General features: G+C 44.9%; 23 protein-coding genes and 1 riboswitch. Of the genes, 20 read left to right on the top strand and 3 right to left on the bottom strand.

Annotated features, from left to right (window positions below; all coding sequences use genetic code 11):
• The first annotated feature begins 1 nt into the window (after nt 1).
• The 4 genes from L2747_RS14290 to L2747_RS14275 all read left to right on the top strand — a co-directional run bounded on the left by L2747_RS14290 (nt 2) and on the right by L2747_RS14275 (nt 6,127).
• Nucleotides 2-2,875 (top strand): formate dehydrogenase subunit alpha, encoded by a 2,874-nt coding sequence (locus L2747_RS14290; protein ID WP_248999691.1) that lies wholly within the window; start codon nt 2-4, stop codon nt 2,873-2,875.
• A 29-nt stretch (nt 2,876-2,904) separates the two neighbouring features.
• A complete protein-coding gene (gene fdh3B / locus L2747_RS14285) occupies nt 2,905-3,474 on the top strand; it encodes a formate dehydrogenase FDH3 subunit beta (RefSeq protein ID WP_248470346.1) in 570 nt (189 codons plus the stop codon).
• 80 nt (nt 3,475-3,554) lie between these two features.
• A complete protein-coding gene (locus tag L2747_RS14280) occupies nt 3,555-4,538 on the top strand; it encodes a formate dehydrogenase subunit gamma (protein ID WP_248999690.1) in 984 nt (327 codons plus the stop codon).
• Nucleotides 4,539-4,798: 260 nt separating this feature from the next.
• Nucleotides 4,799-6,127, top strand: coding sequence for a coproporphyrinogen III oxidase family protein (locus L2747_RS14275; RefSeq protein WP_248999689.1), 1,329 nt, complete (start codon nt 4,799-4,801; stop codon nt 6,125-6,127).
• 68 nt (nt 6,128-6,195) lie between these two features.
• On the opposite strand, the gene L2747_RS14270 is transcribed toward L2747_RS14275, so the two are convergent.
• Nucleotides 6,196-6,375 (bottom strand): hypothetical protein, encoded by a 180-nt coding sequence (locus L2747_RS14270; protein ID WP_248999688.1) that lies wholly within the window; start codon nt 6,373-6,375, stop codon nt 6,196-6,198.
• A 319-nt stretch (nt 6,376-6,694) separates the two neighbouring features.
• Here L2747_RS14270 and L2747_RS14265 point away from each other — a divergent pair, with 319 nt between their 5' ends.
• The 4 genes from L2747_RS14265 (at nt 6,695) to L2747_RS14250 (ending at nt 10,469) form a co-directional block, all read left to right on the top strand.
• Nucleotides 6,695-7,540, top strand: coding sequence for a PfkB family carbohydrate kinase (locus tag L2747_RS14265; RefSeq protein ID WP_248999687.1), 846 nt, complete (start codon nt 6,695-6,697; stop codon nt 7,538-7,540).
• 281 nt (nt 7,541-7,821) lie between these two features.
• Nucleotides 7,822-9,279 carry a sensor domain-containing diguanylate cyclase gene (locus tag L2747_RS14260; protein WP_248999686.1) on the top strand — a complete coding sequence of 486 codons (1,458 nt, stop codon included), beginning with the start codon at nt 7,822-7,824 and terminating at the stop codon, nt 9,277-9,279.
• A gap of 89 nt (nt 9,280-9,368) precedes the next feature.
• Entirely contained in the window at nt 9,369-10,061 is a 693-nt protein-coding gene (locus L2747_RS14255; protein ID WP_248999685.1) for an MOSC domain-containing protein, read from the top strand.
• Nucleotides 10,062-10,118: 57 nt separating this feature from the next.
• Complete coding sequence (locus L2747_RS14250; RefSeq protein WP_248999684.1) at nt 10,119-10,469, top strand: DUF4870 domain-containing protein; 351 nt, start codon at nt 10,119-10,121, stop codon at nt 10,467-10,469.
• A gap of 69 nt (nt 10,470-10,538) precedes the next feature.
• Here L2747_RS14250 and L2747_RS14245 read toward each other — a convergent pair whose 3' ends face one another.
• Complete coding sequence (locus L2747_RS14245; RefSeq protein ID WP_248999683.1) at nt 10,539-12,455, bottom strand: methyl-accepting chemotaxis protein; 1,917 nt, start codon at nt 12,453-12,455, stop codon at nt 10,539-10,541.
• Nucleotides 12,456-12,736: 281 nt separating this feature from the next.
• Complete coding sequence (locus L2747_RS14240) at nt 12,737-14,386, bottom strand: electron transfer flavoprotein-ubiquinone oxidoreductase (protein WP_248999682.1); 1,650 nt, start codon at nt 14,384-14,386, stop codon at nt 12,737-12,739.
• A gap of 253 nt (nt 14,387-14,639) precedes the next feature.
• Nucleotides 14,640-14,776, top strand: a riboswitch (molybdenum cofactor riboswitch).
• On the opposite strand from L2747_RS14240, the gene moaA reads away from it, so the two are divergent.
• The 12 genes from moaA to L2747_RS14180 all read left to right on the top strand — a co-directional run bounded on the left by moaA (nt 14,764) and on the right by L2747_RS14180 (nt 23,424).
• Complete coding sequence (moaA, locus tag L2747_RS14235; protein ID WP_248999681.1) at nt 14,764-15,744, top strand: GTP 3',8-cyclase MoaA; 981 nt, start codon at nt 14,764-14,766, stop codon at nt 15,742-15,744. (Overlaps the previous riboswitch by 13 nt.)
• A 98-nt stretch (nt 15,745-15,842) precedes the next feature.
• Nucleotides 15,843-16,367, top strand: coding sequence for a molybdenum cofactor biosynthesis protein B (gene moaB, locus L2747_RS14230; protein ID WP_248999680.1), 525 nt, complete (start codon nt 15,843-15,845; stop codon nt 16,365-16,367).
• 62 nt (nt 16,368-16,429) lie between these two features.
• Nucleotides 16,430-16,906 (top strand): cyclic pyranopterin monophosphate synthase MoaC, encoded by a 477-nt coding sequence (moaC, locus tag L2747_RS14225; protein WP_041411171.1) that lies wholly within the window; start codon nt 16,430-16,432, stop codon nt 16,904-16,906.
• Nucleotides 16,907-16,914: 8 nt separating this feature from the next.
• Nucleotides 16,915-17,166, top strand: a complete 252-nt coding sequence (gene moaD, locus L2747_RS14220) for a molybdopterin synthase sulfur carrier subunit (protein WP_248999679.1) — start codon at nt 16,915-16,917, stop codon at nt 17,164-17,166.
• 1 nt (nt 17,167) lies between these two features.
• Entirely contained in the window at nt 17,168-17,614 is a 447-nt protein-coding gene (gene moaE, locus L2747_RS14215) for a molybdopterin synthase catalytic subunit MoaE (RefSeq protein ID WP_248999678.1), read from the top strand.
• A gap of 44 nt (nt 17,615-17,658) precedes the next feature.
• The gene (modA, locus tag L2747_RS14210) at nt 17,659-18,438 is read left to right on the top strand and encodes a molybdate ABC transporter substrate-binding protein (RefSeq protein WP_248999677.1); all 780 of its coding nucleotides are present in this window, start codon (nt 17,659-17,661) and stop codon (nt 18,436-18,438) included.
• The gene (gene modB, locus L2747_RS14205) at nt 18,438-19,118 is read left to right on the top strand and encodes a molybdate ABC transporter permease subunit (RefSeq protein ID WP_248999676.1); all 681 of its coding nucleotides are present in this window, start codon (nt 18,438-18,440) and stop codon (nt 19,116-19,118) included. The genes modA and modB overlap by 1 nt, the downstream gene beginning before the upstream one ends.
• Nucleotides 19,099-20,202 carry an ABC transporter ATP-binding protein gene (locus L2747_RS14200; RefSeq protein WP_248999675.1) on the top strand — a complete coding sequence of 368 codons (1,104 nt, stop codon included), beginning with the start codon at nt 19,099-19,101 and terminating at the stop codon, nt 20,200-20,202. Before modB ends, L2747_RS14200 begins: the two co-directional genes overlap by 20 nt.
• Nucleotides 20,203-20,522: 320 nt before the next feature.
• A complete protein-coding gene (locus L2747_RS14195; protein WP_248999674.1) occupies nt 20,523-20,873 on the top strand; it encodes a YgiW/YdeI family stress tolerance OB fold protein in 351 nt (116 codons plus the stop codon).
• Nucleotides 20,874-20,916: 43 nt separating this feature from the next.
• Nucleotides 20,917-21,438: a hypothetical protein gene (locus L2747_RS14190; protein ID WP_248999673.1), complete on the top strand. Its 522-nt coding sequence runs from the start codon at nt 20,917-20,919 to the stop codon at nt 21,436-21,438.
• A gap of 2 nt (nt 21,439-21,440) precedes the next feature.
• Nucleotides 21,441-22,118 carry a response regulator transcription factor gene (locus L2747_RS14185; RefSeq protein WP_248999672.1) on the top strand — a complete coding sequence of 226 codons (678 nt, stop codon included), beginning with the start codon at nt 21,441-21,443 and terminating at the stop codon, nt 22,116-22,118.
• A gap of 82 nt (nt 22,119-22,200) precedes the next feature.
• Nucleotides 22,201-23,424, top strand: a complete 1,224-nt coding sequence (locus tag L2747_RS14180; RefSeq protein ID WP_248999769.1) for a sensor histidine kinase — start codon at nt 22,201-22,203, stop codon at nt 23,422-23,424.
• Nucleotides 23,425-23,448 lie beyond the last annotated feature (24 nt).

The raw sequence follows: 23,448 nt of genomic DNA, 5'->3' as shown, positions 1-23,448 counted from the left end.
GATGAAGTTAACTCGCCAATCTAACGCGGCACCTACCGTAGAGAAAAAGACTCTAGGTATTAGCCGTCGTCAGTTTATGAAGCAAGCAGGTATCACATCTGGTGGTATCGCAGCAGCTTCTTTATTAGGCACTGGCATGATGCGTAAAGCAGAAGCTAAAGTGCAAACTGTTGCTCATGACGCACCAACTGAAATCAAGCGTACTGTATGTAGTGCTTGTGCGGTAGGTTGTGGTTTATACGCAGAAGTTCAAAATGGTGTTTGGACAGGTCAAGAGCCTGCATTTGACCACCCATTCAACTCTGGCGGCCACTGTGCTAAAGGCGCGAGCTTACGTTACCACACGCATTCAAATAAGCGTGTTAAGTACCCAATGAAGCTTGAAGGCGGCAAGTGGAAGAAGCTTTCATGGGAACAAGCTATTTCTGAAATCGGCGATAAGATGCTTGAGATCAATCAAACATCAGGTCCTGACTCAGTTTACTTCATGGGTAGTGCGAAGTTCTCTAACGAAGGTGCATACATGTACCGTAAGTTAGCGGCAATGTGGGGAACAAACAACGTTGACCATTCAGCGCGTATTTGTCACTCAACTACAGTTGCTGGTGTTGCGAACACTTGGGGTTACGGTGCACAAACCAACTCTTTCAACGATATTCGTAACGCAAAAAATATCTTCCTGATTGGGGCAAACCCAGCAGAGGCGCATCCAGTAGCGATGCAGCACATTTTAATCGCCAAAGAGCGCGGCGCAACAATGACTGTTGCTGACCCACGTTTCTCTCGCACTATGGCGCATTCTGATATCCACCTACCATTACGTCCAGGTACCGATATTCCTTTGGTTTACGGTCTAATGTGGCACATTTTTGAAAATGGTTGGGAAGATAAAGAGTTTATCCGCACACGTGCTTACGGCATGGACAAGATCCGTGAAGAAGCTGCGCGTTGGACTCCTGAAGAAGTTGAAAACGTAACTGGCGTATCTCGCGAAGCTGTTTATGCTGCTGCTAAACAAATGGCGACTAACCGTCCAGGTACTGTAATTTGGTGTATGGGTGGTACTCAGCATCACGTTGGTAACGCTAACACGCGTATGTACTCTATCCTGCAGCTAGTGCTAGGTAACATGGGTGTGTCTGGTGGTGGTACTAACATTTTCCGTGGCCACGACAACGTTCAGGGCGCAACGGATATGGGTCTGCTATTCGATAACTTACCAGGCTACTACGGCGTTGGTGAAGGCGCATGGCACCACTGGTCTCGCGTATGGGATCTACCATTCGATTCAGTTAAAGCACGTTTCGACCAAAAGTCTTACTTAGGTCGTAGCCCTATGACTACTCCTGGTATGCCATGTTCTCGCTGGCAAGATGGTGTGTTAGATGCTAAAGACACTCTTGCTCAAAAAGATAACCTACGTCTAGCATTCTTCTGGGGTCAATCAGTTAACACTGAAACGCGTCAGATGGAAGTGCGTGACGCATTGGACAAGCTAGAAACTGTAGTTGTTGTTGATCCGTATCCAACAATGGCGGGTGTTATGCACCGTCGTCAAGATGGCGTTTACATCCTACCTGCTGCTACTCAGTACGAAGGCGAAGGTTCTGTAAACAACTCTGGCCGTAGTGCACAGTGGCGCCAACAGGTTGTTGAGCCGTTATTCGAGTCTAAGAATGACCTAGAAATCATGTACCGCTTAGCGAAGCATGTAGGCATTGCTGACACATGGACTAAGCACATCAAGGTTAATGGCAACATGCCTGATCCTGATGACATCATGCGCGAATACACTAAAGGTATGCGTTCAGTGGGTTACACAGGTTGGAGCCCAGAGCGTATCCGTGCTCACACCATGAACTGGGGCGATTTCTCTTCTGAAACGCTAGAAGCTGCTGGCGGCGTGAACAAGGGCGAGACTTACGGTCTACCTTGGCCATGTTGGGGTACTCCAGAGCAGAAGCACCCTGGTACACAGATTCTATACCGTACAGGTATGAACGTTAACCAAGGTGGTGGTAACTTCCGTGCTCGCTTTGGTGTTGAGCATGAAGGCGTGAGCATCCTAGCTGAAGATTCAGCTTCTGTTGATGCTGATATTCAAGACGGTTACCCACAATTTGATGACAAGATGCTGAAGCAACTTGGCTGGTGGGATGAGCTAACTGCTGAAGAGAAAGCACTAGCTGAAAACCGTACTTGGGCTACTGACTTAGGCGGCGGTATCGTACGTGTTGCGCTAGCACACAACATGGTGCCATACGGTAATGCCAAAGCACGTTGTCGCGTTTGGACTTTCCCAGACGAAGTGCCTGTTCACCGTGAGCCAATCTACACAGCACGTCGTGATCTAATTGAGAAATACCCAACTCATAACGACATGCAAGTTCACCGTCTACCAACCTTGTACAAAACGTTACAAGACAAGGTTATTAGCGATGATCTAGACAAGAAGTACCCACTAATCTCTACTTCTGGCCGTTTGGTTGAGTACGAAGGTGGTGGTGAAGAGTCTCGTTCTTGCCCATGGTTGGCTGAACTTCAACAAGAAATGTTCATCGAAATTAACCCAGCTGATGCGGCAGATCGCGGCATTCGTGACGGTGATGACGTTTGGGTTGAAGGCGCAGAAGGCGGACGCATCAAGATCAAGGCGATGGTAACTCCACGTGTTGGTGCTGGTGTCACTTGGATGCCTTATCACTTCGCGGGTGTAATGCACGGTGAAGATCTGCAATATCCAGAATCTGGTGGAATTAGCACTAAGCCTTACGTAGTGGGTGAATCTTGTAACACGGTAATGACTTACGGTTATGACCCTGTGACTCAGATGCAAGAAACTAAAGCCACACTTTGTCAGATTGCTAAAGCTTAATTGCTGTATTAGCTAGGAGAATTGCCAGAATGGCTACAATGAAATTTTTATGTGATACCAAGCGCTGCATCGAGTGTAACGGTTGTGTCACAGCATGTAAGAACGAAAACGACTCTGCTCTAGAGTGGGGAATTCAACGTCGTCGCGTAGTGACTATCAATGACGGTGTTAAAGGCGAAGCCTCTATCTCTGTTGCTTGTATGCACTGTGATGATGCACCTTGTATGGCAGTTTGTCCTGCAAACTGTTTCTACAAGACAGAAGACGGCATCGTGCTTCACGACAAAGATACGTGTATCGGTTGTGGTTACTGCCTATACGCTTGCCCATTTGGCGCGCCACAGTTCCCTAAATCAGGTGCTTTCGGTGCTCGCGGTAAGATGGATAAGTGTACTTTCTGTGCGGGTGGCCCAGAAGAGAACTTCTCTGAGGCAGAGCATCAGAAGTACGGTGCAAACCGTATCGCTGAAGGCAAGCTACCTATGTGTGCTGAGTTGTGTGCGACTAAAGCGCTACTAGCGGGTGATGCAGAAGTTGTTTCTTCAATCTTCCGTGAGCGTGTTGCATACCGTGGTTCTAAAAACGCAGCTTGGGGTTAATCAACTTAGGTTGACTAACTTCTGGCGTACCCTGAGTGGCTCATTAACGTGAGCCGCCCAGTGGTAATAGAGGACGTATTATGAACAAATGGTTAAAACACATAGGCGTAGCAATTGCACTGTTTTTCAGTGTGTCTGTATTTGCTAACGCTACTGATAAAGTGGGTGACACTATTGAAGTGAACAACGGCCAAATCTGGGCTCAGCTAAAAGCGGGCGAAGAAGGTCGTACAACTTCAACAAGTGAATTCCACACGCAAGCAATCAACACGTATGACTTACGTGTACTTGAATTGCGTAGTGATATTCTTGCTCCAGCATTAATGGCTGCCTTGTTCGGCATGATCATTATTTTTGTCCTGTTTATCAAAGTGAATGGCATTTCTAAGCTTCACGGTGGTTACTCAGGCAAGCTGGTTTACCGTTGGTCTAAGTTTGACGTATCAATTCACTGGCTAGGTGCGATTCCTTGTCTGCTATTGATCCTAACAGGCTTAATGCTAATTGCTGGCCGATACTTCGTTCAGCCTTACATCGGTGAAGGCCTATGGGCTAGTCTAGTTAACGCTTCTAAGCAGATCCACGACATCATGGCGATTCCGTTCATGTTAGGTTGGGCGCTAATGGTGACGTTATGGGCTAAGAACCAGATGCCTAAGATGTATGACCTTAAGTGGATGATGGTTGTTGGTGGTTACATCAACTTCGGTCCATTCAAAGGTAAGCACCCAGACGCTGGTTTCGCTAACGCGGGTGAGAAATTATGGTTCTGGGCATTCGCTGCTTTCGGCCTAGTAATTTCTGCATCTGGTATGTTGCTACTATTCCCGAACTTGTTCGAGCCTAGCCGCACACTAAGCTTAATCGCGCTAATTCTTCATTCAGTCAGTGCTATTATCATTACTGCTTTCTCAATCGTGCATATCTTTATGGCAACGGTTATGTCTGAAGGTGGTATGGAGTGTATGGTTTCTGGTTACTGTGACGAAACATGGGCAAGCCAGCACCACAATCTTTGGTTCGATGAGATCAAAGAAAACGGTACGCTTAAGTATAAAGAGTAATCCTCTTTAGCACTTAACATCTAGACACCTCAGCTATTCGTAGCTGGGGTGTTTTTTTATCTGTGAAGCATTGTACGTTTTATGCGCAAACGCTAAAGTATGACTTACTTAACAAAAAAACTTACATTTCATTGATAGGAAACGCTAAATCGTAACCTAATCACGTTTTAAGCTCATTTAAAGTGCTAATTTTGCTCATCGCTAGTGCATTCCAATGTTTCCGATTCTTTTGCCATTAGCATTCTTTTATAGGAATTTATATGTCGTCAATTATTCTGCCTGATTCAGTTCAACCTTATAACGCCAACATCACTACGCCTGACTGGATGATTAGCGGTATGGAAAAAGTCATGCAGTTTTACGTGGATCGTAATTTACGACTCGATACGGTTTCGGCTGAAATGATGCCAAACCCAATCGAAGGTAAGAAGTATATGTTGTATGCACATGTACCGTTTTGCCATACCTTATGCTCGTACTGTACTTTCCATCGCTTCCTATTTAAAGAAGACAAGGCTCGCGCTTACTTCATCTCTTTGCGTAAAGAGATGGATATGGTTAAAGCTTTAGGTTATGACTTTGAATCTATGTATATCGGTGGCGGTACAACCACGGTATTAGAAGATGAGCTTGCACGAACTATTGAGCATGCTAAAAAGCTGTTCCCAAGTATTAAAGAAGTCTCATGTGAGTCAGATCCGCAGCACTTAGATAGCGAAGGCTTTAAGCAGCTTGAAGGCCTAGTCGACCGTATGTCTATCGGCGTACAAAGCTTTAATGACGACATCTTGGCGATGACAGACCGTATTGAAAAGTTCGGTACTGGCCAGCAGACGTTTGATAAGATCATGGCGGCCAAAGAGCTGTTTCCAATCATCAATGTCGATCTTATCTTTGGTTTCCGTGGTCAAACTGACGAAGTGATCCAGCATGATTTGGATATGGCATCTAAGCTTGATCCTCGCCAAATCACCACTTACCCATTAATGATCACTCACCAAACTCGTAAGAGTGTTAAAGGTAAGCTCGCGGCTCCTCAAGGTGATATGGCGCGTCAGTATCGTCAAATCCTAAACAGCCTTAACGGTCAATATAACCAGCTATCGGCATGGGCGTTCGGTAAAGCAAATGATGAAGGGTTTGACGAGTATGTGATTGATTTTGATGAATACTTAGGCGTAGGCTCGGGCTCATTTAGCTTCTTAAATGACACGCTTTATGTAAACACCTTCTCATTGCGTAATTACCAAGAGCGTATTGCGAATGGCAAAATGGGTGTGGACCAACAGAAGCGCTATGGTCGTAAAGAAGTGATGCAGTATCGCTTCCTATTAGGCATGTTCTCGGGTCGCCTATCACGTAAGTATTTCCGCGAAACATTTGGGGTTAACTTAGACACTGCGCTATTTAAAGAGATGACTTCGATGAAAGCCATCGGCGCAATTAAGAATGACCCAACTGATCCAGACAACCTGATTATCACCGATAACGGTAAAATGATGGGATTGTTGATGATGAAAGAGTTCTATTCTGGCATGGATAACGTCCGCGCTCAGCTACGTAAGCCACTTAAAGCTTGCGATATGTAAGACTCGTAATTTGCCGCCAGTTACCGTTGGCGGTTATTAGATACAAAAAAGGGTGAAGCTAACAAGCTTCACCCTTTTGTTTCTATTAGGCGCTGTAATTTCTTGATGTCTTCTTTGATCTGCAACACATAGTCATCTGTGTATTGCAGTTGCTCAAATTCAAACAAACACGCCTGGTAGCGAGCCAATTGTGCTTCTGGTGTCGTGCCAAATTCCATTTGGTCGTGGATGCCAATAATTGAGTCCATTCAACTATCCTGTAAGTAGGCTTGCCAATATCTTATATCGCAAATTTTTATTTGCGTAGCGCTGTATCGGCTTGTGTATGCTAATAGTAGTTGATTTCTAGCGAATTGCTCTGCTTTGATAATATTATTTTCAATAAGTTACCAATAAAGTGCAAAAACAAGGTGTTAATCGCTGGGTATTAGCTCTTACACTAGCTTAAGAGATCGCTTACAGGGTTAACGATAAAAGCCTTATCCCTGTCGTTACTTCAGGGCAGAGCTTGGAACCCTGAATAAAATCTCTTACTATCGAATGAACTCTTGTTTATATCGAGCTGTTATGGCGAATATCTTGTTGGTAGCAAACCTCAACTGCGATCGTATTTTCAACCTCAACCAACCTCTTAAAACAGGTGGACGATTCCATTATCAAGATGGTGGTCAGCGTTTAGGTGGTGGTGGTGCCAATACGGGCATAGGCCTCGTCTGGGCTGGACATCAGGTATCGCTGGTAACAGAAGTGGGCCGAGATGACGTCGGAGACTGGTTGCTTGCTGAGGCGAGTACCCAAGGGATCAATTGCAGTTTGATCCAAAGGCGTGCAGGCAATACTTGCGAAATGTTATTGATGATGACACCTGACGGTGAGCGCACCATTATCAGACCTGAGCGACCCAAATTTGAGTTGCCATTGCCGCCAAACTGGCAAGATGTCGATGCACTATATATCAACTCGTCGACTGAAGGTGCGGCTAGCTGGGCGAAAACGGCGATGAATCACTGCTGGGTAGTTGCACAATTAGCCAAAGATCAGCGTTCTCGACCTTGCCATATATTAATAGCGTCGCTCAGTGATATGGAGGGGCGCTGTGATGGGGAACCTTGGTTATTCGCACAATCGATAGCTGGCGATAAACTTAAGTATTTTGTCGTCACTGACGGCGAAAATGGTGCGACGCTTTATAGCGAAAAAGAAACCAAGCGGGTTGCTGCCATACCAAGTGATGTGATCGATACCACAGGCGCGGGCGATGCTTATGCAGCAGGGCTTATTCATGGTTTAGTTCGTCAGCAAAGCATTTTAGGATCTATGCAAGAAGCTGCTGTTTGGTCCGGTTTTGCTGTGGCTTGCAATAGCTCAATCCCCGGTAAAGGTTTAAAGCATTACCTGACAGAAACACCTTAATTTGGCTGACTCCAAGTTCAACGCTGACTTAGTTCTGTCATCTTGGCGTCATATGACAGTCATTTTTGCTGCTTAATATAGTAAGCAGATAATCTCTGACTGTAATACTTCCAATTTGTCTATTTATGCCCTGTTGCCCTAACAGGGCATTTTTTTTAGTTTCTAAGGCGATTGCATCGAAAGTCGTGCGAGCGCTATCTTTTTTGGTTATTATTCACAAAAGTTTAACAATCATTGTGTTTCACTAAGTTAGATCACTGTAGTTGAGTGAGGGCCGTTATATGGGCAATAGAGTTTTTAGCGATAAGAAACGTTTTATTTGGATTTTGTCGTTATTATTATTAACCGCCTTTGCGGTGACCAGTGGCATAAGCTATCAAGTTGCTCATGACTCATTAAGTAAACAAATTAAAGATAATAATCTGCCGTTAACCAGCGATAATATTTACTCTGAAATCCAACAAGATTTATTACGGCCGATTTTTATTTCCTCACTCATGGCTCAAGATACTTTCGTTCGAGATTGGGCGATTAATCAAGAGCAAACTCCCGATGATTTGATCCGTTATCTGAAAGAGATCCAAGAAAAATATGAAACAGTGACCAGCTTCTTTGTGTCTGAGTCTAGTCGTAATTATTACCACTCCAGCGGCGTACTTAAACGAATTGAAGATATTAACCCTGATGATGCTTGGTATTTTCGGGTGCGATCACTACCTAAGTCAGAGCACTATGAAGTGAATATCGATCCTGATAGTGCTGATCAAAATCGCACCGTGATTTATGTGAATTATAAAGTATTCGACTTTGACGGTAATTTTATCGGGGTTACCGGCGTTGGTTTAGCCGTTGAAAGTGTAAAGCGCCTGATTGAGTTATATCAGCAGCGCTATAATCGCAATGTTTATTTCACTGATAGGCAAGGTAATATCACCCTTCACAGTGAGCTGTACCAAGGAGCTTCGAACTTACAGGACAGCCCGGGGCTTGAGAAGTTAGCGACACGCATTCTTACCAGCCCAAGCAGTTCTTTTGCTTATCAAAAAGAAGGGCAAACGGTTTATCTAAATAGTCGTTTGGTATCAGAGTTTAAGTGGCATTTGGTGGTAGAACAGGACGATGCCCAAAGTGAACAAAAGTTACTGACCACCTTTTGGGTTAATATCGGTTTGAGCCTGCTAGTTACCATCGGTGTGTTAATCATAGCTAATATGACCCTTGGAAAGTATCAGCGCAAACTGGAAGTGATGGCATCAACAGATAAGCTTACCGGCGCGGCAAATCGCCAGGCCTTTGAAGAGCACTTTGCTAAAGTCTTGACGCAATCGGTACTCGATGGCTCGCCGATCTCGATATTGTTGATGGATATTGACCACTTTAAAAAGGTTAACGATAGTCATGGTCATAATGTCGGAGATTTAGTTATCCAAACATTAAGTCACCTGCTTAAGGGCCAATTGGGTGAAGAAGAGCTATTGTGCCGGTGGGGAGGTGAAGAGTTTTTAATTTTGCTACCTAAGTGCAGTTTAAGCCAAGGTGGTGAATTGGCCGAAAGGATTAGGGGATTAGTCGCTGAGCGAGAGCTGAGCGTTAATGGTAGTCAGATTAATGTGACGATTAGTTGTGGCGTTGCTGAATATCGTCACGCAGAAAAAGCTGAAGAGTTAATTAACCGAGTCGACATCGCACTTTACCAAGCCAAAGAGCAGGGACGAAATAGAGTGGTCCTGTCGTATTAGTTTGATTGGTATTTATCTTGATAAAGTAGCTGCATTAATTTATGCCAGCAATGTTAGGATAGTTTAAGTTTTTCAATAGAGTGGAATTGATGCCGGTGCAAACTTTAGCTGAACAGATCTCAGGCCTATATCAAGGCGAAGTGATAGTCGATCTTGGTGGTGTTACCTCAGGAATAAATAATAAAAACGCAGTAACAGCATTAACTGTTGGGGCGTTAGGTGTCGTGGGCGACGTGCAAGCGGATCCTAAGCATCATGGTGGCGCTGACCGGGTATTACATCATTTTCCTAGAGAACACTACGGTCAGTATCGTCGCTGGGATATGATGGCAAGCTTTAAAGATGCACCAGCTATGGGCGAAAATATTAGTACCGTTGGCCTAGATGAAACCCAAGTGCATATTGGCGATATCATCAAAATTGGTGATGTTGAATTACAGGTGACTCAGCCGCGCTCCCCCTGCTTTAAGCTTAATCGCCAATTTGGCCATCAAGAGTTTGCGCTAGCGATGCAGCAAAGTGGACGCTGCGGTTGGTTCTACCGTGTATTAACACCAGGGACCATATCTGCATATGACTCGGTTGTGTTAGTTAAGCGCTTGACGGATATCAGCATTGCAGAAGCGATGCATATCTATTTCTTACCTGAGTTTGATGCACTGGAGTATCAGCGTTTAGCTGACTGCGATGGGCTAGCTGTGGCATGGGTAAATAGCTTACAACGCCGTATTGAGAATCAAGCAATCGAAGATTGGCAGATGCGCTTATATGGCCCAAAGTAGGCTGCGGTAAACGTTATTCAACAGATTTAAATATTATAATTCAAAGGAGTGAAATGCATGACCCAAGATGAAAAAAATATGGGGATCATCGTACAAGTAGCAAGCTTTTCTGGGTATCTAGTGCCATTTGGCAGTATTTTGGGACCATTGATCGTGTGGTTGATGAAGCGTGATGAGTTTCCATTTGTGGAATCATGTGGCCGTAACTGTCTAAATTTTAAAATTAGTCTATTTATCTATGTCACTATTAGCGCGATTTTAATGTTGGTAGGTATCGGTTTTATCCTATTAGCAATATTAGCCATAGCTGACATAGTGTTTACCATTATTGCAGCGATTAAAGCCAGCGAAGGCGAAAGCTATAAATATCCGCTGACGATTAATTTTATTAAGCCAAGAGCTGAATAAAGTGTAAGCGAGTTATCAGCATTAAATAAACCGCCTATTGAGCTTTCATTAGGCGGTTTTTTATTTGAATTACACTTTAAAGCTGGCGACGAGTGAGTCGAGCCTACGGGCTAATTGAATAAGTGTCTGGCTTGCTTGTGCTGCATCTTCAGCAGTTTCAGCTGTGCGTTGAGTAATATCATTAATATCACTGACATTGCGATTGATATCTTCAACCACGGTTGATTGCTCTTCTGTTGCGGCGGCTACCTGAGTGTTCATATCGCTGATAGAGCCGATACGGTCACTAATTCCAGTTAGCGATTGGCTAGCTTCATCGACCGCAGTTACCCCCGCGACTGAGCGGGCACGGCTTTGCTCCATTGCCTCTACTGCGCGGGTGGCTTCAGCTTGTAGCTTATTGATCATCACTTGTACTTCGTTGGTCGACGTTGCTGTACGTGAGGCTAAGTTACGCACTTCATCGGCTACTACAGCAAAGCCACGACCAGCCTCACCTGCACGCGCAGCTTCAATTGCAGCGTTCAGTGCGAGTAAATTGGTTTGCTCTGATACAGCGCGGATCACATCCAAAATAGACTCGATAGACTTGGTATGTGTTGCTAAAGACTCAACCACTTCACCCACTTGCTCTACATCATCAGATAACTGATTTATCGTCTCGCGGGCACGGGTTACTACTACTTGGCCGTTATTTGAGTCTATATCTGCGGCTCTAGCAGTATCTGCTGCTTGGGCGGCATTGCTAGCTATTTCATTAACTGTTGCGCCCATCTCATTAATCGCAGTCGCCACCATAATGGTTTGGTCTTTTTGCAGTTGGCTGTCTGCTAATGTGCGCTGCGCTTGACGTGAGACATCGTTAGCTGATGCTGTCAGCTGAGCGCTAGCCTCACCGACTTCTATCACTGATGCCTGAATTTTGCTGATAAAGCTGTTGAAGCCTTTAGCTAATTGCGCCAGCTCATCGTTACCCTCAACCGGTAAGCGTTGGCGTAGATCGCCTTCACCATCACCAATATTGTCGAGCATATTGGCGACGTTAGCGATAGGGCGGCTTACAGAGCTTGCCACTAAACTTGCGATCGCGATGAAAGTGGCAGCAATAATCGCAGTCCAAATTAAGATTTTGTACGCTGAGTCTTCAAGTAACGAGAAAATTTCCGCTTCAGGAACCTGCGCGATCAAGTACCAGTCCATTGATGGAATATAGCTACTGGCGATCAGCATTGATTCGCCATTTAGCTCTGCTTTCATAAGACTAAAATCGTTTTTCTGCATTAAGTCGGCAGTATTAAGTCCCGGATACAGACTGTTGATGCTAGCTTGGCCAATTTGGCGGGTATCTTGATGCAGCTTTACTTGGCCCTTGGCATCCACTAGATAAACAAAACCCGATTGTTCAATTTTAAATGAACGTAGTAATTGCACCATATCATCAAGTGACTTGCCAAGGCCTACCAAACCGCGACCATGTGGCTGCTGGTAGTTGATAAAGAGTTTTACTTCACCGTTGCTTTCAGTGAACACATTGAGCATCTTTTCTTGGCCGCTATTTTTGTAGTCAAAAAACCAGTTGTCTTGGTTTGGTGACAAAATGCGTAAGAAGCCATCTTGGGTGTAATAAGCTGCAGTTTCTCTATCAGCAAAAGAGGCTTGTGCTAAACCATATTGACGAGTTAAATCACCCAGCAGATCGACTACCAGTGCTTCATGACTTTGCGGGCGATCTTCTTCGAGCCACTGTAATAGCATTCTGTTATTGGCTAACTGCTCGGCAGCATGCATTAAGCTGGAGATATTCAACTCAAGCTTATTGCGGATCTGCGCCATGATATTAGGCATTTCAGATGTTAGCATGCGCTGTTCAATAACTTGTTTAGCGCTTTGTTGACTCAGAATACCGACAAGAGCTGTCGAGAGTAATACTGCTAGAGCGACGGTAAGCAGAATTTTCTGTTTGATGGTGAGCATATTCAATTTCATAAAAATGTGATTGCCTATACAGCCAAGTACATGACCGGAAGTTGTTAATTGCAGAGTTGTCAGCAAGCACACAAGCTAAATGTAGCCCATGAAGTCGATGACGAGTAAATGGATATAAACTGTAGGATTTAAAGGTAGGTATCTGAATTTCAGTCTGAAATTTGTACGCTTTTATTAGAGCGGCGGATTATGTCGAGTTTTTGTTTGCTCTGCAACCCAAAACGCACACCTTTTGGTGTGCGTTTACATTATTTAAATACAGAGTTTTGGTTTATATCAAGTTACATATTCGGGTAGTTTGGACCACCGCCACCCTCAGGTGTTACCCAGGTAATATTCTGGCTAGGGTCTTTAATGTCACAAGTTTTACAGTGGATACAGTTTTGGCCATTGATGACGAAGGTTTTCTCACCGGCTTCCTCTACAATTTCATATACGCCAGCAGGGCAATAGCGCTGCGCTGGCTCATCAAACTTAACCAAATTAACATCAATCGGGATACGGGCATCCTTTAATCGCAAATGGCACAGTTGATCTTCTTCATGAAAGGTATTTGAAAGATAAACCGATGACAGCTTATCGAAGCTTAATTTGCCATCGGGTTTAGGGTAATCAATTTTATTGTAAGCACTGGACTCTGCCATTTGGGCGTAATCCGGTTTTTCATCACGGAGGGTGACAGGAAATTTACCGCCGAACCAGTTTTGGTCGATAAAGTTAAATGCACCGCCTAAATAGGTACCGAATTTATGCATTGCAGGGCCAAAGTTGCGAGAGCAATAGAGCTCCTCTTTGAGCCAACTTTTATCAAAACGGTCTTGCAAACAATCAAGATCTTTACCGGCTTCAACACCGGCCATCATAGCTTGGGCTAGTGTTTCTGCGGCTAACATACCGCTCTTCATCGCGGTATGAGTACCTTTAATTTTGGCAAAGTTCAGTGTGCCTGCATCACAGCCAATAATCATGCCGCCAGGGAAGGTGAGCTTAGGTAGAGAGTTGAGTCCGCCTTTGGTGATTGCGCGCGCGCCGTAGGCAATGCGCTCGCCGCCAGTTAAGGTTTTAGCAATCACTGGATGCGTTTTAAAACGCTGGAACTCATCAAACGGGCTTAGATGTGGGTTTTTATAGTTAAGGTCAACAATTAAACCTACAGCTATTTGATTGTTTTCTAGGTGATACATAAAGCCACCACCCGAAGCGCCTTCCGTTAATGGCCAGCCGCCGGTGTGGACCACTTTACCAAGTTGATGTTGCTCGCTCGGCACTGTCCAAATTTCTTTAAAGCCTAAGCCGTAATGCTGCGGTGTTTTGCCGTTATCGAGGTGGAACTTCTCAATCAGTTGCTTGCCTAGGTGGCCGCGACAACCTTCGCCAAATACTGTGTATTTAGCGTGTAGCTCCATACCTGGTTCATAACCATCTTTAGGCTGGCCATCTTCACCTACGCCCATATCGCCAATTTGAATGCCCTTAACACTGCCATCTTCGTTAAACAGCAGGTCACTGGCAGGGAATCCAGGAAATACTTCAACGCCTAATTCTTCGGCGCGCTCAGCTAGCCAGCGGCAAAGGTTACCGACACTGATAATGTAGTTGCCATGGTTGTGCATAGTCTTAGGAACAAGCGAGTTGGGCATCGCTCGGGCATCGCTTGCTGAGCTAAGCATATAGATTTCATCGTCAGTCACAGCGGTGTTTAAAGGCGCGTTTTTATCGCGCCAATCGTCAAATAACTCATCGAGTACTTTGGGTTCAAATACTGCACCAGACAAAATGTGTGCACCCACTTCAGAGCCTTTTTCGACAACACAAACAGTCAGCTCTTGGCCACTGTCTTTAGATATTTGCATTAAACGACATGCAGCAGCTAATCCTGAGGGGCCTGCACCCACGATTACTACATCGAATTCCATCGATTCGCGTTCCATCAGATCACCTTTCCTTCTTTCCCCCGATGACAATAGTGCAAATTGAATCAACCACACTATAAACGGGTGTTTTAATGTTTTGTTTCACCTTACCTGAAAATCGCGCAAGGTCACAGCGTTTCCATGCTTGTAATGCAGATATTTTAAGCGTTTTTTGGCGTGATTACTGTCACAAAAACTTTATATGTGATGGTTTTTGACGAGAAATGTGGCCTAAAGGGTATGGTTTGTCACACAAATACGCCTATAATCAAGGTTGACGGTTCTCCGAGCTTCTTACCCTACGTCGAGACAGATACGGGTTTTTAGCCGTGGCAATAACGCCACCGGGGTGAGAAAAGAAATGATCTCACCTCCCCTTACTTGGAAAGGTGATCATGTCCCAACTACAAGACAATTTTGGTCGACGGTTTCATTATTTACGTATGTCGGTAACTGACGTATGTAACTTTAAATGCACGTATTGCCTCCCCGATGGCTACCGCCCTGATGGTAAGCCAAAGTTTCTCGATCTCAATGAAATCGAGCATCTAGTTTCGGCTTTCTCACAGGTCGGCACTCAAAAAATCCGTATTACTGGTGGTGAGCCGTCTTTGCGAAAAGACTTCACTGACATTATCCGTATCGTAAAAGATAACGATAAGATCAATACCATTGCGACGACCACTAACGGCTATCGCTTAGCTAAACATGCCCAAGAGTGGTATGACGCAGGCTTAAGACGCATCAATATTTCGGTCGATAGTCTCGACCCAAAAATGTTCTACCAGATCACGGGTGAGAATAAGTTTGATGAAGTGATGCGTGGTGTTGATGCGGCATTAGAAGCGGGTTTTGAGCGAGTAAAAATCAATGCTGTGCTGCTAAAAGGCTTGAACGATAAAGATCTGCCACGCTTTTTACACTGGATTAAAAGTACCCCAATTGACTTACGTTTTATTGAGTTAATGGAAACGGGCTTAGGCCATGATTACTTTAAGGCGCATCACTTAGCCGGTAATGATATCAAGTTGCAGCTAGAAGATGCGGGTTGGCAGTTTGACACCCCTGCGGTTGACGATGGTCCAGCGCAAAACTTCAGTCATCAAGATTACCAAGGTCGTATCGGCTTGATTATGCCGTACGCGAAAAACTTCTGTGCTAGCTGTAATCGTTTGCGAGTATCTGCCAAAGGTAAATTGCACCTTTGCCTGTTTACCGAAAATGGTGTGGATCTACGTGACTTACTGCAGACACCAGATCAGCAAGCTGAGTTGATTGAGCGTTTGCATGGCCAACTTGCCCAGAAAAAAGAAACTCACTTCTTACATGACGGCATTACAGGTGTAACACAGCACTTGGCATCTATTGGCGGCTAATTAAACTCTGATCTGACGCAACGTAAGTTGCGTCAAAAACTAGGTATAATTGTCACCAAGACTCAGTAAAATATGACTCGGTAAAATAAGAGACCATTATGGGACACTGCACTCAAAGCAAGTTTACTGCGCTAAACATTGCTGTTTTAACCTTATCTGACACCCGTAACTTTGAATCTGATACTTCTGGTGCTTTCCTTGAAAGTGCATTGCTAGAAGCGGGTCATACTTTGGCTGACCGCCAGATTATTAAAGATGACAAATACCAGATCCGCTCAGTGTTATCTCAATGGATAGCATCGAATGAAGTGCAAGTGATTATTACCACTGGTGGCACAGGCTTTACCGATAGAGATAACACACCTGAAGCAGTTAAGCCGTTATTTGATCGCGAGATTGAAGGCTTTGGTGAGTTGTTTCGCCATATTACTTACACCGAACTTGGCACTTCAACAGTGCAATCGCGCGCGCTGGGTGGTTTTGCTAATAAAACGGCAATCTTCTGCTTACCAGGTTCAACGGGGGCGTGTAAGACTGGTTGGAATAAGCTGATTAAAGAACAACTTGATGCAACACATCGCCCTTGTAACTTTGTGATGCACGTGAAAAAAATCACCGAATAGACCTTGTTAGAGCTCTATATTGCGGTACTTTGACCATATTTTTAGAAAAAGGCGTAACTCTAATGACCAATGCTTTTACCCATATTAATGCAGATGGCAATGCTCACATGGTAGATGTGACCGATAAGTCTGTAACAGAGCGTGAAGCGCGTGCAGAAGCCTACATTGAAATGGCGAGCGAAACCCTAGAGATGATAATGAGTGGCAGCCACCACAAAGGTGATGTATTTGCTACAGCTCGTATCGCTGGTATTCAAGCGGCAAAGAAAACCTCTGATTTGATCCCGCTATGTCATCCTCTTATGTTGACCAAGGTGGAAGTTGAGCTGGAAGCGCAGCCTGAGCACAACCGTGTGTGGATCCGTAGCTTATGTAAACTTTCTGGCAAAACGGGTGTAGAAATGGAAGCATTAACAGCAGCTTCTACAGCCGCCTTGACCATTTACGATATGTGTAAAGCAGTTCAAAAAGATATGGTGATTTCTCAGGTACGTTTAACTGAGAAGCGTGGCGGTAAGTCTGGGCACTTTAAGGTATAGAGAAGATTATGATTAACGTATTATTTTTTGCACAAGTTAGAGAGCTCCTAGGCACCGCAAGCGTTAAAGTTGAAGCCGGTGAACACACCCAAACAGCTGAAGGCCTACGTGCCACTTTAGCTGCAACAGATGACAAGTGGGCTAAAGTACTGGCATCAGACAAACTGTTAGTTGCGGTAAACCAAACTATCAGCCAGTGGGACAGCGCTATTGTAGATGGTGATGAAGTGGCATTCTTCCCACCAGTAACTGGAGGCTAAGATGATCCGTGTACAAACTCAGGACTTTAATGTTCCAGAGGAATATCACTTAATCAGCCAAGATAACAGCGATGGCGCAGTCGTCACTTTTGTTGGCAAAGTGCGTGATTTTAATGATGGTAGTGCGGTAACTGATTTAACGCTTGAGCATTACCCAGGCATGACAGAAGCGGTGCTTAATCAGATTGAAGCTGAGGCGCGTGAGCGTTGGCCGCTAAACAATGTCACTATTATTCACCGTGTTGGCGCTATGGCGCTGGGTGAGCAAATCGTATTTATTGGCGTGACTAGCGCACACCGTAAAGCGGCATTTGCTGCCTGTGAGTTCTTAATCGATTTTCTAAAGACCAAAGCGCCGTTTTGGAAATTAGAGGCCGGTGACAAAGGCGCTAACTGGGTTGAAGCCCGTGACGCTGATGAGCAAGCTGCAAAAATGTGGGATAAGTAAAGCGTTACATTGGCGCTGTTAAAGGACGCAAGGAGATTGGCTAAATGAAGTTTAGGGTGATGTTACTGGCATTATTGCTGCCCTTTTTAGCAATGAGTAAAGTGGTTTTAGCAGCGCAAGATGTTCCCGCTATAGCGGCGGCGTCGAGCATTAAATTTGCTCTCGATGATATCGCCAAGCAATTTGCCGATGAGACTGGCCGTAATGTGCGGATCTCTTATGGTTCTTCGGGTAATTTTGTAGCGCAAATCCGTAATGGCGCGCCTTTTGAGTTATTTTTATCGGCTGACGAGCGTTATATCACTCAGTTAGCTAAGGCGCAGCAAACACCTGATCAAGGTGTGATTTACGCCGTAGGTCAATTAGCGATTGCCGCACCTAAGTCTTCACCTTTACCGCTAGATGCCAATTTAGAGGGAGTGAAGCAGTTTTTAGAGGCTAAGCAGCTCAAACGTTTTGCGATTGCTAATCCTGACCACGCACCTTATGGCGAGCGCGCTAAAGAAGTGCTGCAAAAACTGGGGCTTTGGCAAGATATTCAGCCGAATTTAGTGTTTGGCGAAAACGTTTCTCAAGCAGCGCAATTTGCGGTGAGCGGCGCAACGCAAGGTGGCTTAGTCGCTTTGTCTTTAGCGGTGGCTAAACCGTTTAAGGCCCGGGCAAATTACGTGGTGATCCCGCAAGAATATTATACGCCGCTAGATCAGCGTATGGTGTTGACCTTGAAAGCAGGTGAAACCGCTAAACTCTTTTATACCTACCTACAATCTGACGCTGCTCAGGCTGTATTTGCCGACTACGGCTTTGCGAGAGCGACTCATTAATGGATTGGCAAGCCTTACTGCTATCAATCAAGCTCAGCACAGTGACTGTGCTTATCTTAATCCCGCTAGCTATTATAGCGGGACGTTTTTTGGCTTATCGCCATTTCCCGGGTAAATCTTGGGTTGAAGCCCTAGTGATGGTGCCTTTAGTGTTGCCACCTACAGTAATCGGTTATTACTTGCTGGTGGGCTTAGGCAGTGAATCTTGGATTGGCCGCATGCTAGAGCAATTGCTTGGTCATCAACTGGTGTTTCATTTCTCTGGGCTGGTGGTCGCGTCCATCTTAGTCAATATTCCGTTTGCGATTCAGCCAATTCAGCGAGCATTTGAAGCCGTACCTGAAGACGTGCGTGATGCGGCGGCCTGTTGCGGTATGAGCCGTTTAAAAGTGCTATTCAAGATTGAGCTACCTATGGTGTGGCCGGGCGTACTAACCGCTATTGTATTGTGTTTTTCGCATGTGTTGGGTGAGTTTGGTGTGGTACTGATGATGGGCGGTAACATTGCTGGCGAGACCAAGACCATTGCCATTTCTATTTATGACAGCGTACAAGCATTCGACTTTGCCAGTGCTGGTAATATGTCGCTGGTATTACTCTTGTTTGCGATTACGGTATTGGCATTAACCACCAGTCTATCGCGCCGTGTTGGAGGCCAGCATGTCGCAAACCGTCGCTGATCTTTATTGCCGGATTAAACAAAACAAGCCGATTAAATTGGATGCTGAGTTTAGCTGCAAAGCCGGTGAAGTACTGGCTGTTGTTGGCCCATCTGGCGGGGGGAAATCAACCTTACTGCGGATGATTGCTGGTTTATCACAGCCAGAAAATGGTGAGATCCGTTACGGTGATCGCCAATGGTTTAGTGATACCGATAAAGTGCAACTCACGCCGCAGCAACGTCATTTAGGCTATGTGCCCCAACACTTTGGTCTGTTCCCTAATTTAACTGCGTTACAAAATGTGGTGGCCGCGTTAGACCATATCCCTAAAGCGGAGCGCGAAGCGCGAGCAAAGGATTGGCTAGAGCGAGTTAATCTGCATGGATTGCCTGATAGATTGCCAGCGCACCTTTCAGGTGGTCAGCGACAGCGTGTAGCGCTGGCTAGAGCGCTTGCGCGTGAACCATCGGTTTTACTACTCGATGAACCCTTTTCTGCGGTTGATAGAGAAACCCGCGAACGTTTATACCTAGAGCTAGCTAGACTTAAAGAGCAGTTGGCTATTCCCGTTATTATGGTGACTCATGACTTAAATGAAGCACTCTTGCTAGCCGACAGCATGATTTTGATTAGCCAAGGTAAGATGTTGCAGCAAGGCAGACCACGTGAAGTGCTGACTCGTCCACGAGATGAAGCTGTGGCTAAACAGATGGGTCTGCGTAATATCTTTGATGCTGAAGTGATAGCGCAAGAAGAAGAACGGCAGATCACTTGGCTTAAATTTGGTGAGCATTTAATTGCGAGTACTTATTTTGACAGCTTAGATGTGGGCACCAAAGTACGCTGGGTTATTCCTAATCAAGGCATACGCTTTAATTCGATTAAAAAGGGCAGGTTGTGTCGTAGCTTTAACAAACTCGACATTACCATCGACTCAATGCTGGTGATGGGCGAAAGCGTAAGAGTGTTAGCGAGTGTGGTTGGGGTTGAGCATAAGATCCATGCTGAAGTTCCGTTACATTTAGCACAGAAGTTAGAACTGGCAGTCGGAACAGAAACTACAGTCGCACTCAAGTCAGAATTGATTCATATCTTAGATTAGTGCTGCTGGATTTAGTGCAGAGAAGCTAGAGTTAGCTGTTGTTATTGAAACCACAGTCGCGCTGAAATCTGAGCTGATCCATATCTTAGATTAGTGTAGCTGTATTTAGTGCAAAAAGTTAACACTAACAGTTGGTACTGAAATCACAGTCGCTCTACAATCAGAGTTGATCTATATATTGGATTAGTGGCTGTTCAAGCTTGGCAAACTCTTAATTAAGCTAAGGTTAAGCATATGATCAAAGTTTAATCTTTGCTCCATCTAGATGTTATATAGAATGTCATACTATGTGCTCCTACATTAGTGAGGAGTTTTATTTTATGTCTAAGAAATTAACTGGTTTAATCATGTTGTCTGCAGTGTTAACGCTTCCAGCTATGGCTGCCTACAATGGTCCTGGCCCTGCAAATCACGTAAAAACAGCGGCTGATGCGGCTAAAGCAAAAGACGATACTCCAGTTGAGCTTACCGGTTATTTAGTGCAAAGCTTAGGCGATGAAAAGTACCTTTTCCGCGATGATAGCGGTGACGTTGAAGTTGAAATAGATAATGCGCTTTGGCGTGATATTGAAGTTTCAAGTGACTCTAAAGTGACATTGGTCGGCGAAGTTGACGATGAATGGCAAGGTATTGAAATAGAAATTGACAGCATACGTCTGATTTCTGAATAATCCTTTATTGAAAGTGGTTTAGCGTTTATTTTTCGGAGGAGCCATGGCTCGCTGGCTAATTGGTTTGTTGTTAGTTTCTGGTAGCTCGTTTGCTGGACAAGGCTTGTATTCATTGATGACAACGGGAGAGTATCCGTTGCCAATTGCAATGATGCAGCAACTTGAGCAGCAGCATGAAGGCGTGATCTCTGAATTTGAGGCCGATATCGAAAACGGGGAGTTAATCTACGAGTTTAAGATGATTGACCCACAAGCAAAAACCATTACCGAATATGAATACCGTGCGATAGATGGCAGCTTAAAAGAGCGTGAAGTTGAGCGTCTTGATAAAGATGACAAAGACGAATTGTCCGGTGTGATGATGCTGCAACAAAATGGTCTATCGCTGTCGGAAATGCTGACCTTGGTCGCCGAAGAAAGTGAAGGCCATATTATTAAGGCCGAAGTCGATAATGATCTTGGGATTAGTTATATCGAACTAGAGATCCTTGATATTGACGGTAAGCGTAAGCTAGCCTTTGATATTGAAAATAAACAATTACTACCACTGCTCAAATGGGATTAAACATGAAAATACTCATGGTTGAAGATGACGCGACTACCATCGAATATGTCGTAAAAGGATTTGTTGAGCAAGGGCACAATATAGAAACCGCAACCGACGGCCATCAAGGCTTGTTGTTAGCGACGAGCATGAAGTACGACTTGATCATTCTTGATCGTATGTTGCCACAGCTTGATGGCTTAAAACTGTTGGCCGCATTGCGCGCTACCGGCAGCCAAACGCCGGTGCTTATTTTGTCAGCTCTGAGCCATGTTGATGAGCGAGTCAAAGGCCTACGTGCAGGTGGTGATGACTACATGACTAAGCCTTTTGCTTTTTCTGAGCTATTGGTTCGGGCCGAAAAGCTAATGCAACGTGGTGAATCACAACCAACGATTACTGACCTCAATGTTGGTCCATTAACGATTGAATTACTGACACGTAAAGTGACCCTAGATGGCCACGAAATTTTACTGCAGCCGAAAGAGTTTCAGCTACTTAAATACCTTATGGAACACGTGAATCAAGTGATTAGCCGTACGCTGTTATTTGAAGCTGTGTGGGATTACCATTTCGATCCACGCACTAATGTTATCGACGTACATATCGCCAAGCTAAGACGTAAGTTTGAAGAACTGGGTCATGGCGAATTAATCGAAACTGTTCGAGGTGCTGGATATCGGTTACGCCAAGGGCATTAAGCCCTATCAGAGTAGTGCCTGGCGCATTACCATTATTTTCTCAGCCCTAGTAACTGTCATTATTGGCACCTTGTTACTGGGGATGTACCGCCAGCTGATCAATGAACAAGAGTATCAGCTGGACCTGCATCTCGACGCTGAAAAAACCCGCTACCAACAAATGGCATTAACGCTTGATCGTCGCAGCTTTGCGACTCAGGTGCGTAGTGCCGATCCTAAAGTTGCCCTTATTGTTTGGCGCAACTCGCTCGATCTTGTCGGCTCGTTGAGCATGATCCCTAAAGATATGCCTATGTTACCGGAAAAACGCGAGTTTCCGGTGTTTACTGGTGGGCCTGAAAAGCTGCATATCTTAACCGGTGGCATGGTGATGACCCGCTACGGGCCTATGCTTATTGCAACTCGTGTCGATCAGCTCGGCAGCCTAATTGACAAATTTACTAACGCAGCGATAACCGCCTTGATGTTAACCGTGGTGCTAACATTGGCGTTGGGTTATCTGTTTTCCAAAGCGATTTTACGCCGCCTGGTGCAATATAACCGTTTGAGTAAGCGTATAGAGCAAGGGCAATATTCAACTCGCCTACCTGTTAGTTGGCGCCAAGACGAATTCGATATGTTGGCTAAACAATTTAATGGTGTACTCGATGCACTAGAGAAGAACTTAGCTGCAGTGCGTGGCGTCACCGATAACATTGCCCATGATTTGCGGACCCCCTTGTCACACCTTCGTATCGGTTTAGAACAATTACCGAGTAAGCCGCAAGAAGAGTTACAAGAAAGCTGCGCGATTATTACCGAAGAGCTGGATCACTGCTTAGCCACGTTCGATGCCATGCTGTCGTTAACGCGTATTGAAGAGGGGCAACAAACCCTTGAATTACAAGACGTGAGCTTAATAACCATTAGCCAAGATTTGTTTGAAATGGCAGAGGCTATGGCCGAATTTAATGGTCAGTCATTGAAACTGACTACAGGTGAAGGCTTTCAGGTTAGCGGTGATAAATATTTGTTGTTCCAAGCCCTATTTAACTTAGTCGATAATGCGATTAAGTATTCTGGCGAAGGCGCAGAGATTAGCATTTCGCAAAATCGAAACGTCATTGCTATTCAAGACAACGGCCCAGGGATCCCCGAAGCCTCTAGGGAAAAAGTGTTTGAGCGTTTAGTGCGTTTAGACCCTAGTCGCCATCATAAAGGTACAGGTTTAGGTTTATCTATGGTGAAGGCGATTCTGTCGCGCCATAATGCTAAAATAGCCTTAACCGATAATCAGCCTGGACTAAAAGTGATCATCACCTTTTAGTCAGCAATATAGGCCTTAGCGCCT

The sequence above is a fragment of the Shewanella marinintestina genome, from assembly GCF_023283845.1.
Lineage (GTDB): Bacteria > Pseudomonadota > Gammaproteobacteria > Enterobacterales > Shewanellaceae > Shewanella > Shewanella marinintestina.
The sequence above is the reverse complement of the archived record's forward strand: the minus strand, read 5'-3'. Positions and strand labels throughout refer to the sequence as shown.

What these genes read in the sequence shown, in the direction of transcription:
- L2747_RS14290 (WP_248999691.1), top strand. Translation starts at nt 2, where the DNA reads ATGAAGTTAACTCGCCAATCTAACGCGGCACCTACCGTAGAGAAAAAG.
- fdh3B (WP_248470346.1), top strand. Translation starts at nt 2,905, where the DNA reads ATGGCTACAATGAAATTTTTATGTGATACCAAGCGCTGCATCGAGTGT.
- L2747_RS14280 (WP_248999690.1), top strand. Translation starts at nt 3,555, where the DNA reads ATGAACAAATGGTTAAAACACATAGGCGTAGCAATTGCACTGTTTTTC.
- L2747_RS14275 (WP_248999689.1), top strand. Translation starts at nt 4,799, where the DNA reads ATGTCGTCAATTATTCTGCCTGATTCAGTTCAACCTTATAACGCCAAC.
- L2747_RS14270 (WP_248999688.1), bottom strand. Translation starts at nt 6,375, where the DNA reads ATGGACTCAATTATTGGCATCCACGACCAAATGGAATTTGGCACGACA.
- L2747_RS14265 (WP_248999687.1), top strand. Translation starts at nt 6,695, where the DNA reads ATGGCGAATATCTTGTTGGTAGCAAACCTCAACTGCGATCGTATTTTC.
- L2747_RS14260 (WP_248999686.1), top strand. Translation starts at nt 7,822, where the DNA reads ATGGGCAATAGAGTTTTTAGCGATAAGAAACGTTTTATTTGGATTTTG.
- L2747_RS14255 (WP_248999685.1), top strand. Translation starts at nt 9,369, where the DNA reads ATGCCGGTGCAAACTTTAGCTGAACAGATCTCAGGCCTATATCAAGGC.
- L2747_RS14250 (WP_248999684.1), top strand. Translation starts at nt 10,119, where the DNA reads ATGACCCAAGATGAAAAAAATATGGGGATCATCGTACAAGTAGCAAGC.
- L2747_RS14245 (WP_248999683.1), bottom strand. Translation starts at nt 12,455, where the DNA reads ATGAAATTGAATATGCTCACCATCAAACAGAAAATTCTGCTTACCGTC.
- L2747_RS14240 (WP_248999682.1), bottom strand. Translation starts at nt 14,386, where the DNA reads ATGGAACGCGAATCGATGGAATTCGATGTAGTAATCGTGGGTGCAGGC.
- moaA (WP_248999681.1), top strand. Translation starts at nt 14,764, where the DNA reads ATGTCCCAACTACAAGACAATTTTGGTCGACGGTTTCATTATTTACGT.
- moaB (WP_248999680.1), top strand. Translation starts at nt 15,843, where the DNA reads ATGGGACACTGCACTCAAAGCAAGTTTACTGCGCTAAACATTGCTGTT.
- moaC (WP_041411171.1), top strand. Translation starts at nt 16,430, where the DNA reads ATGACCAATGCTTTTACCCATATTAATGCAGATGGCAATGCTCACATG.
- moaD (WP_248999679.1), top strand. Translation starts at nt 16,915, where the DNA reads ATGATTAACGTATTATTTTTTGCACAAGTTAGAGAGCTCCTAGGCACC.
- moaE (WP_248999678.1), top strand. Translation starts at nt 17,168, where the DNA reads ATGATCCGTGTACAAACTCAGGACTTTAATGTTCCAGAGGAATATCAC.
- modA (WP_248999677.1), top strand. Translation starts at nt 17,659, where the DNA reads ATGAAGTTTAGGGTGATGTTACTGGCATTATTGCTGCCCTTTTTAGCA.
- modB (WP_248999676.1), top strand. Translation starts at nt 18,438, where the DNA reads ATGGATTGGCAAGCCTTACTGCTATCAATCAAGCTCAGCACAGTGACT.
- L2747_RS14200 (WP_248999675.1), top strand. Translation starts at nt 19,099, where the DNA reads ATGTCGCAAACCGTCGCTGATCTTTATTGCCGGATTAAACAAAACAAG.
- L2747_RS14195 (WP_248999674.1), top strand. Translation starts at nt 20,523, where the DNA reads ATGTCTAAGAAATTAACTGGTTTAATCATGTTGTCTGCAGTGTTAACG.
- L2747_RS14190 (WP_248999673.1), top strand. Translation starts at nt 20,917, where the DNA reads ATGGCTCGCTGGCTAATTGGTTTGTTGTTAGTTTCTGGTAGCTCGTTT.
- L2747_RS14185 (WP_248999672.1), top strand. Translation starts at nt 21,441, where the DNA reads ATGAAAATACTCATGGTTGAAGATGACGCGACTACCATCGAATATGTC.
- L2747_RS14180 (WP_248999769.1), top strand. Translation starts at nt 22,201, where the DNA reads ATGTACCGCCAGCTGATCAATGAACAAGAGTATCAGCTGGACCTGCAT.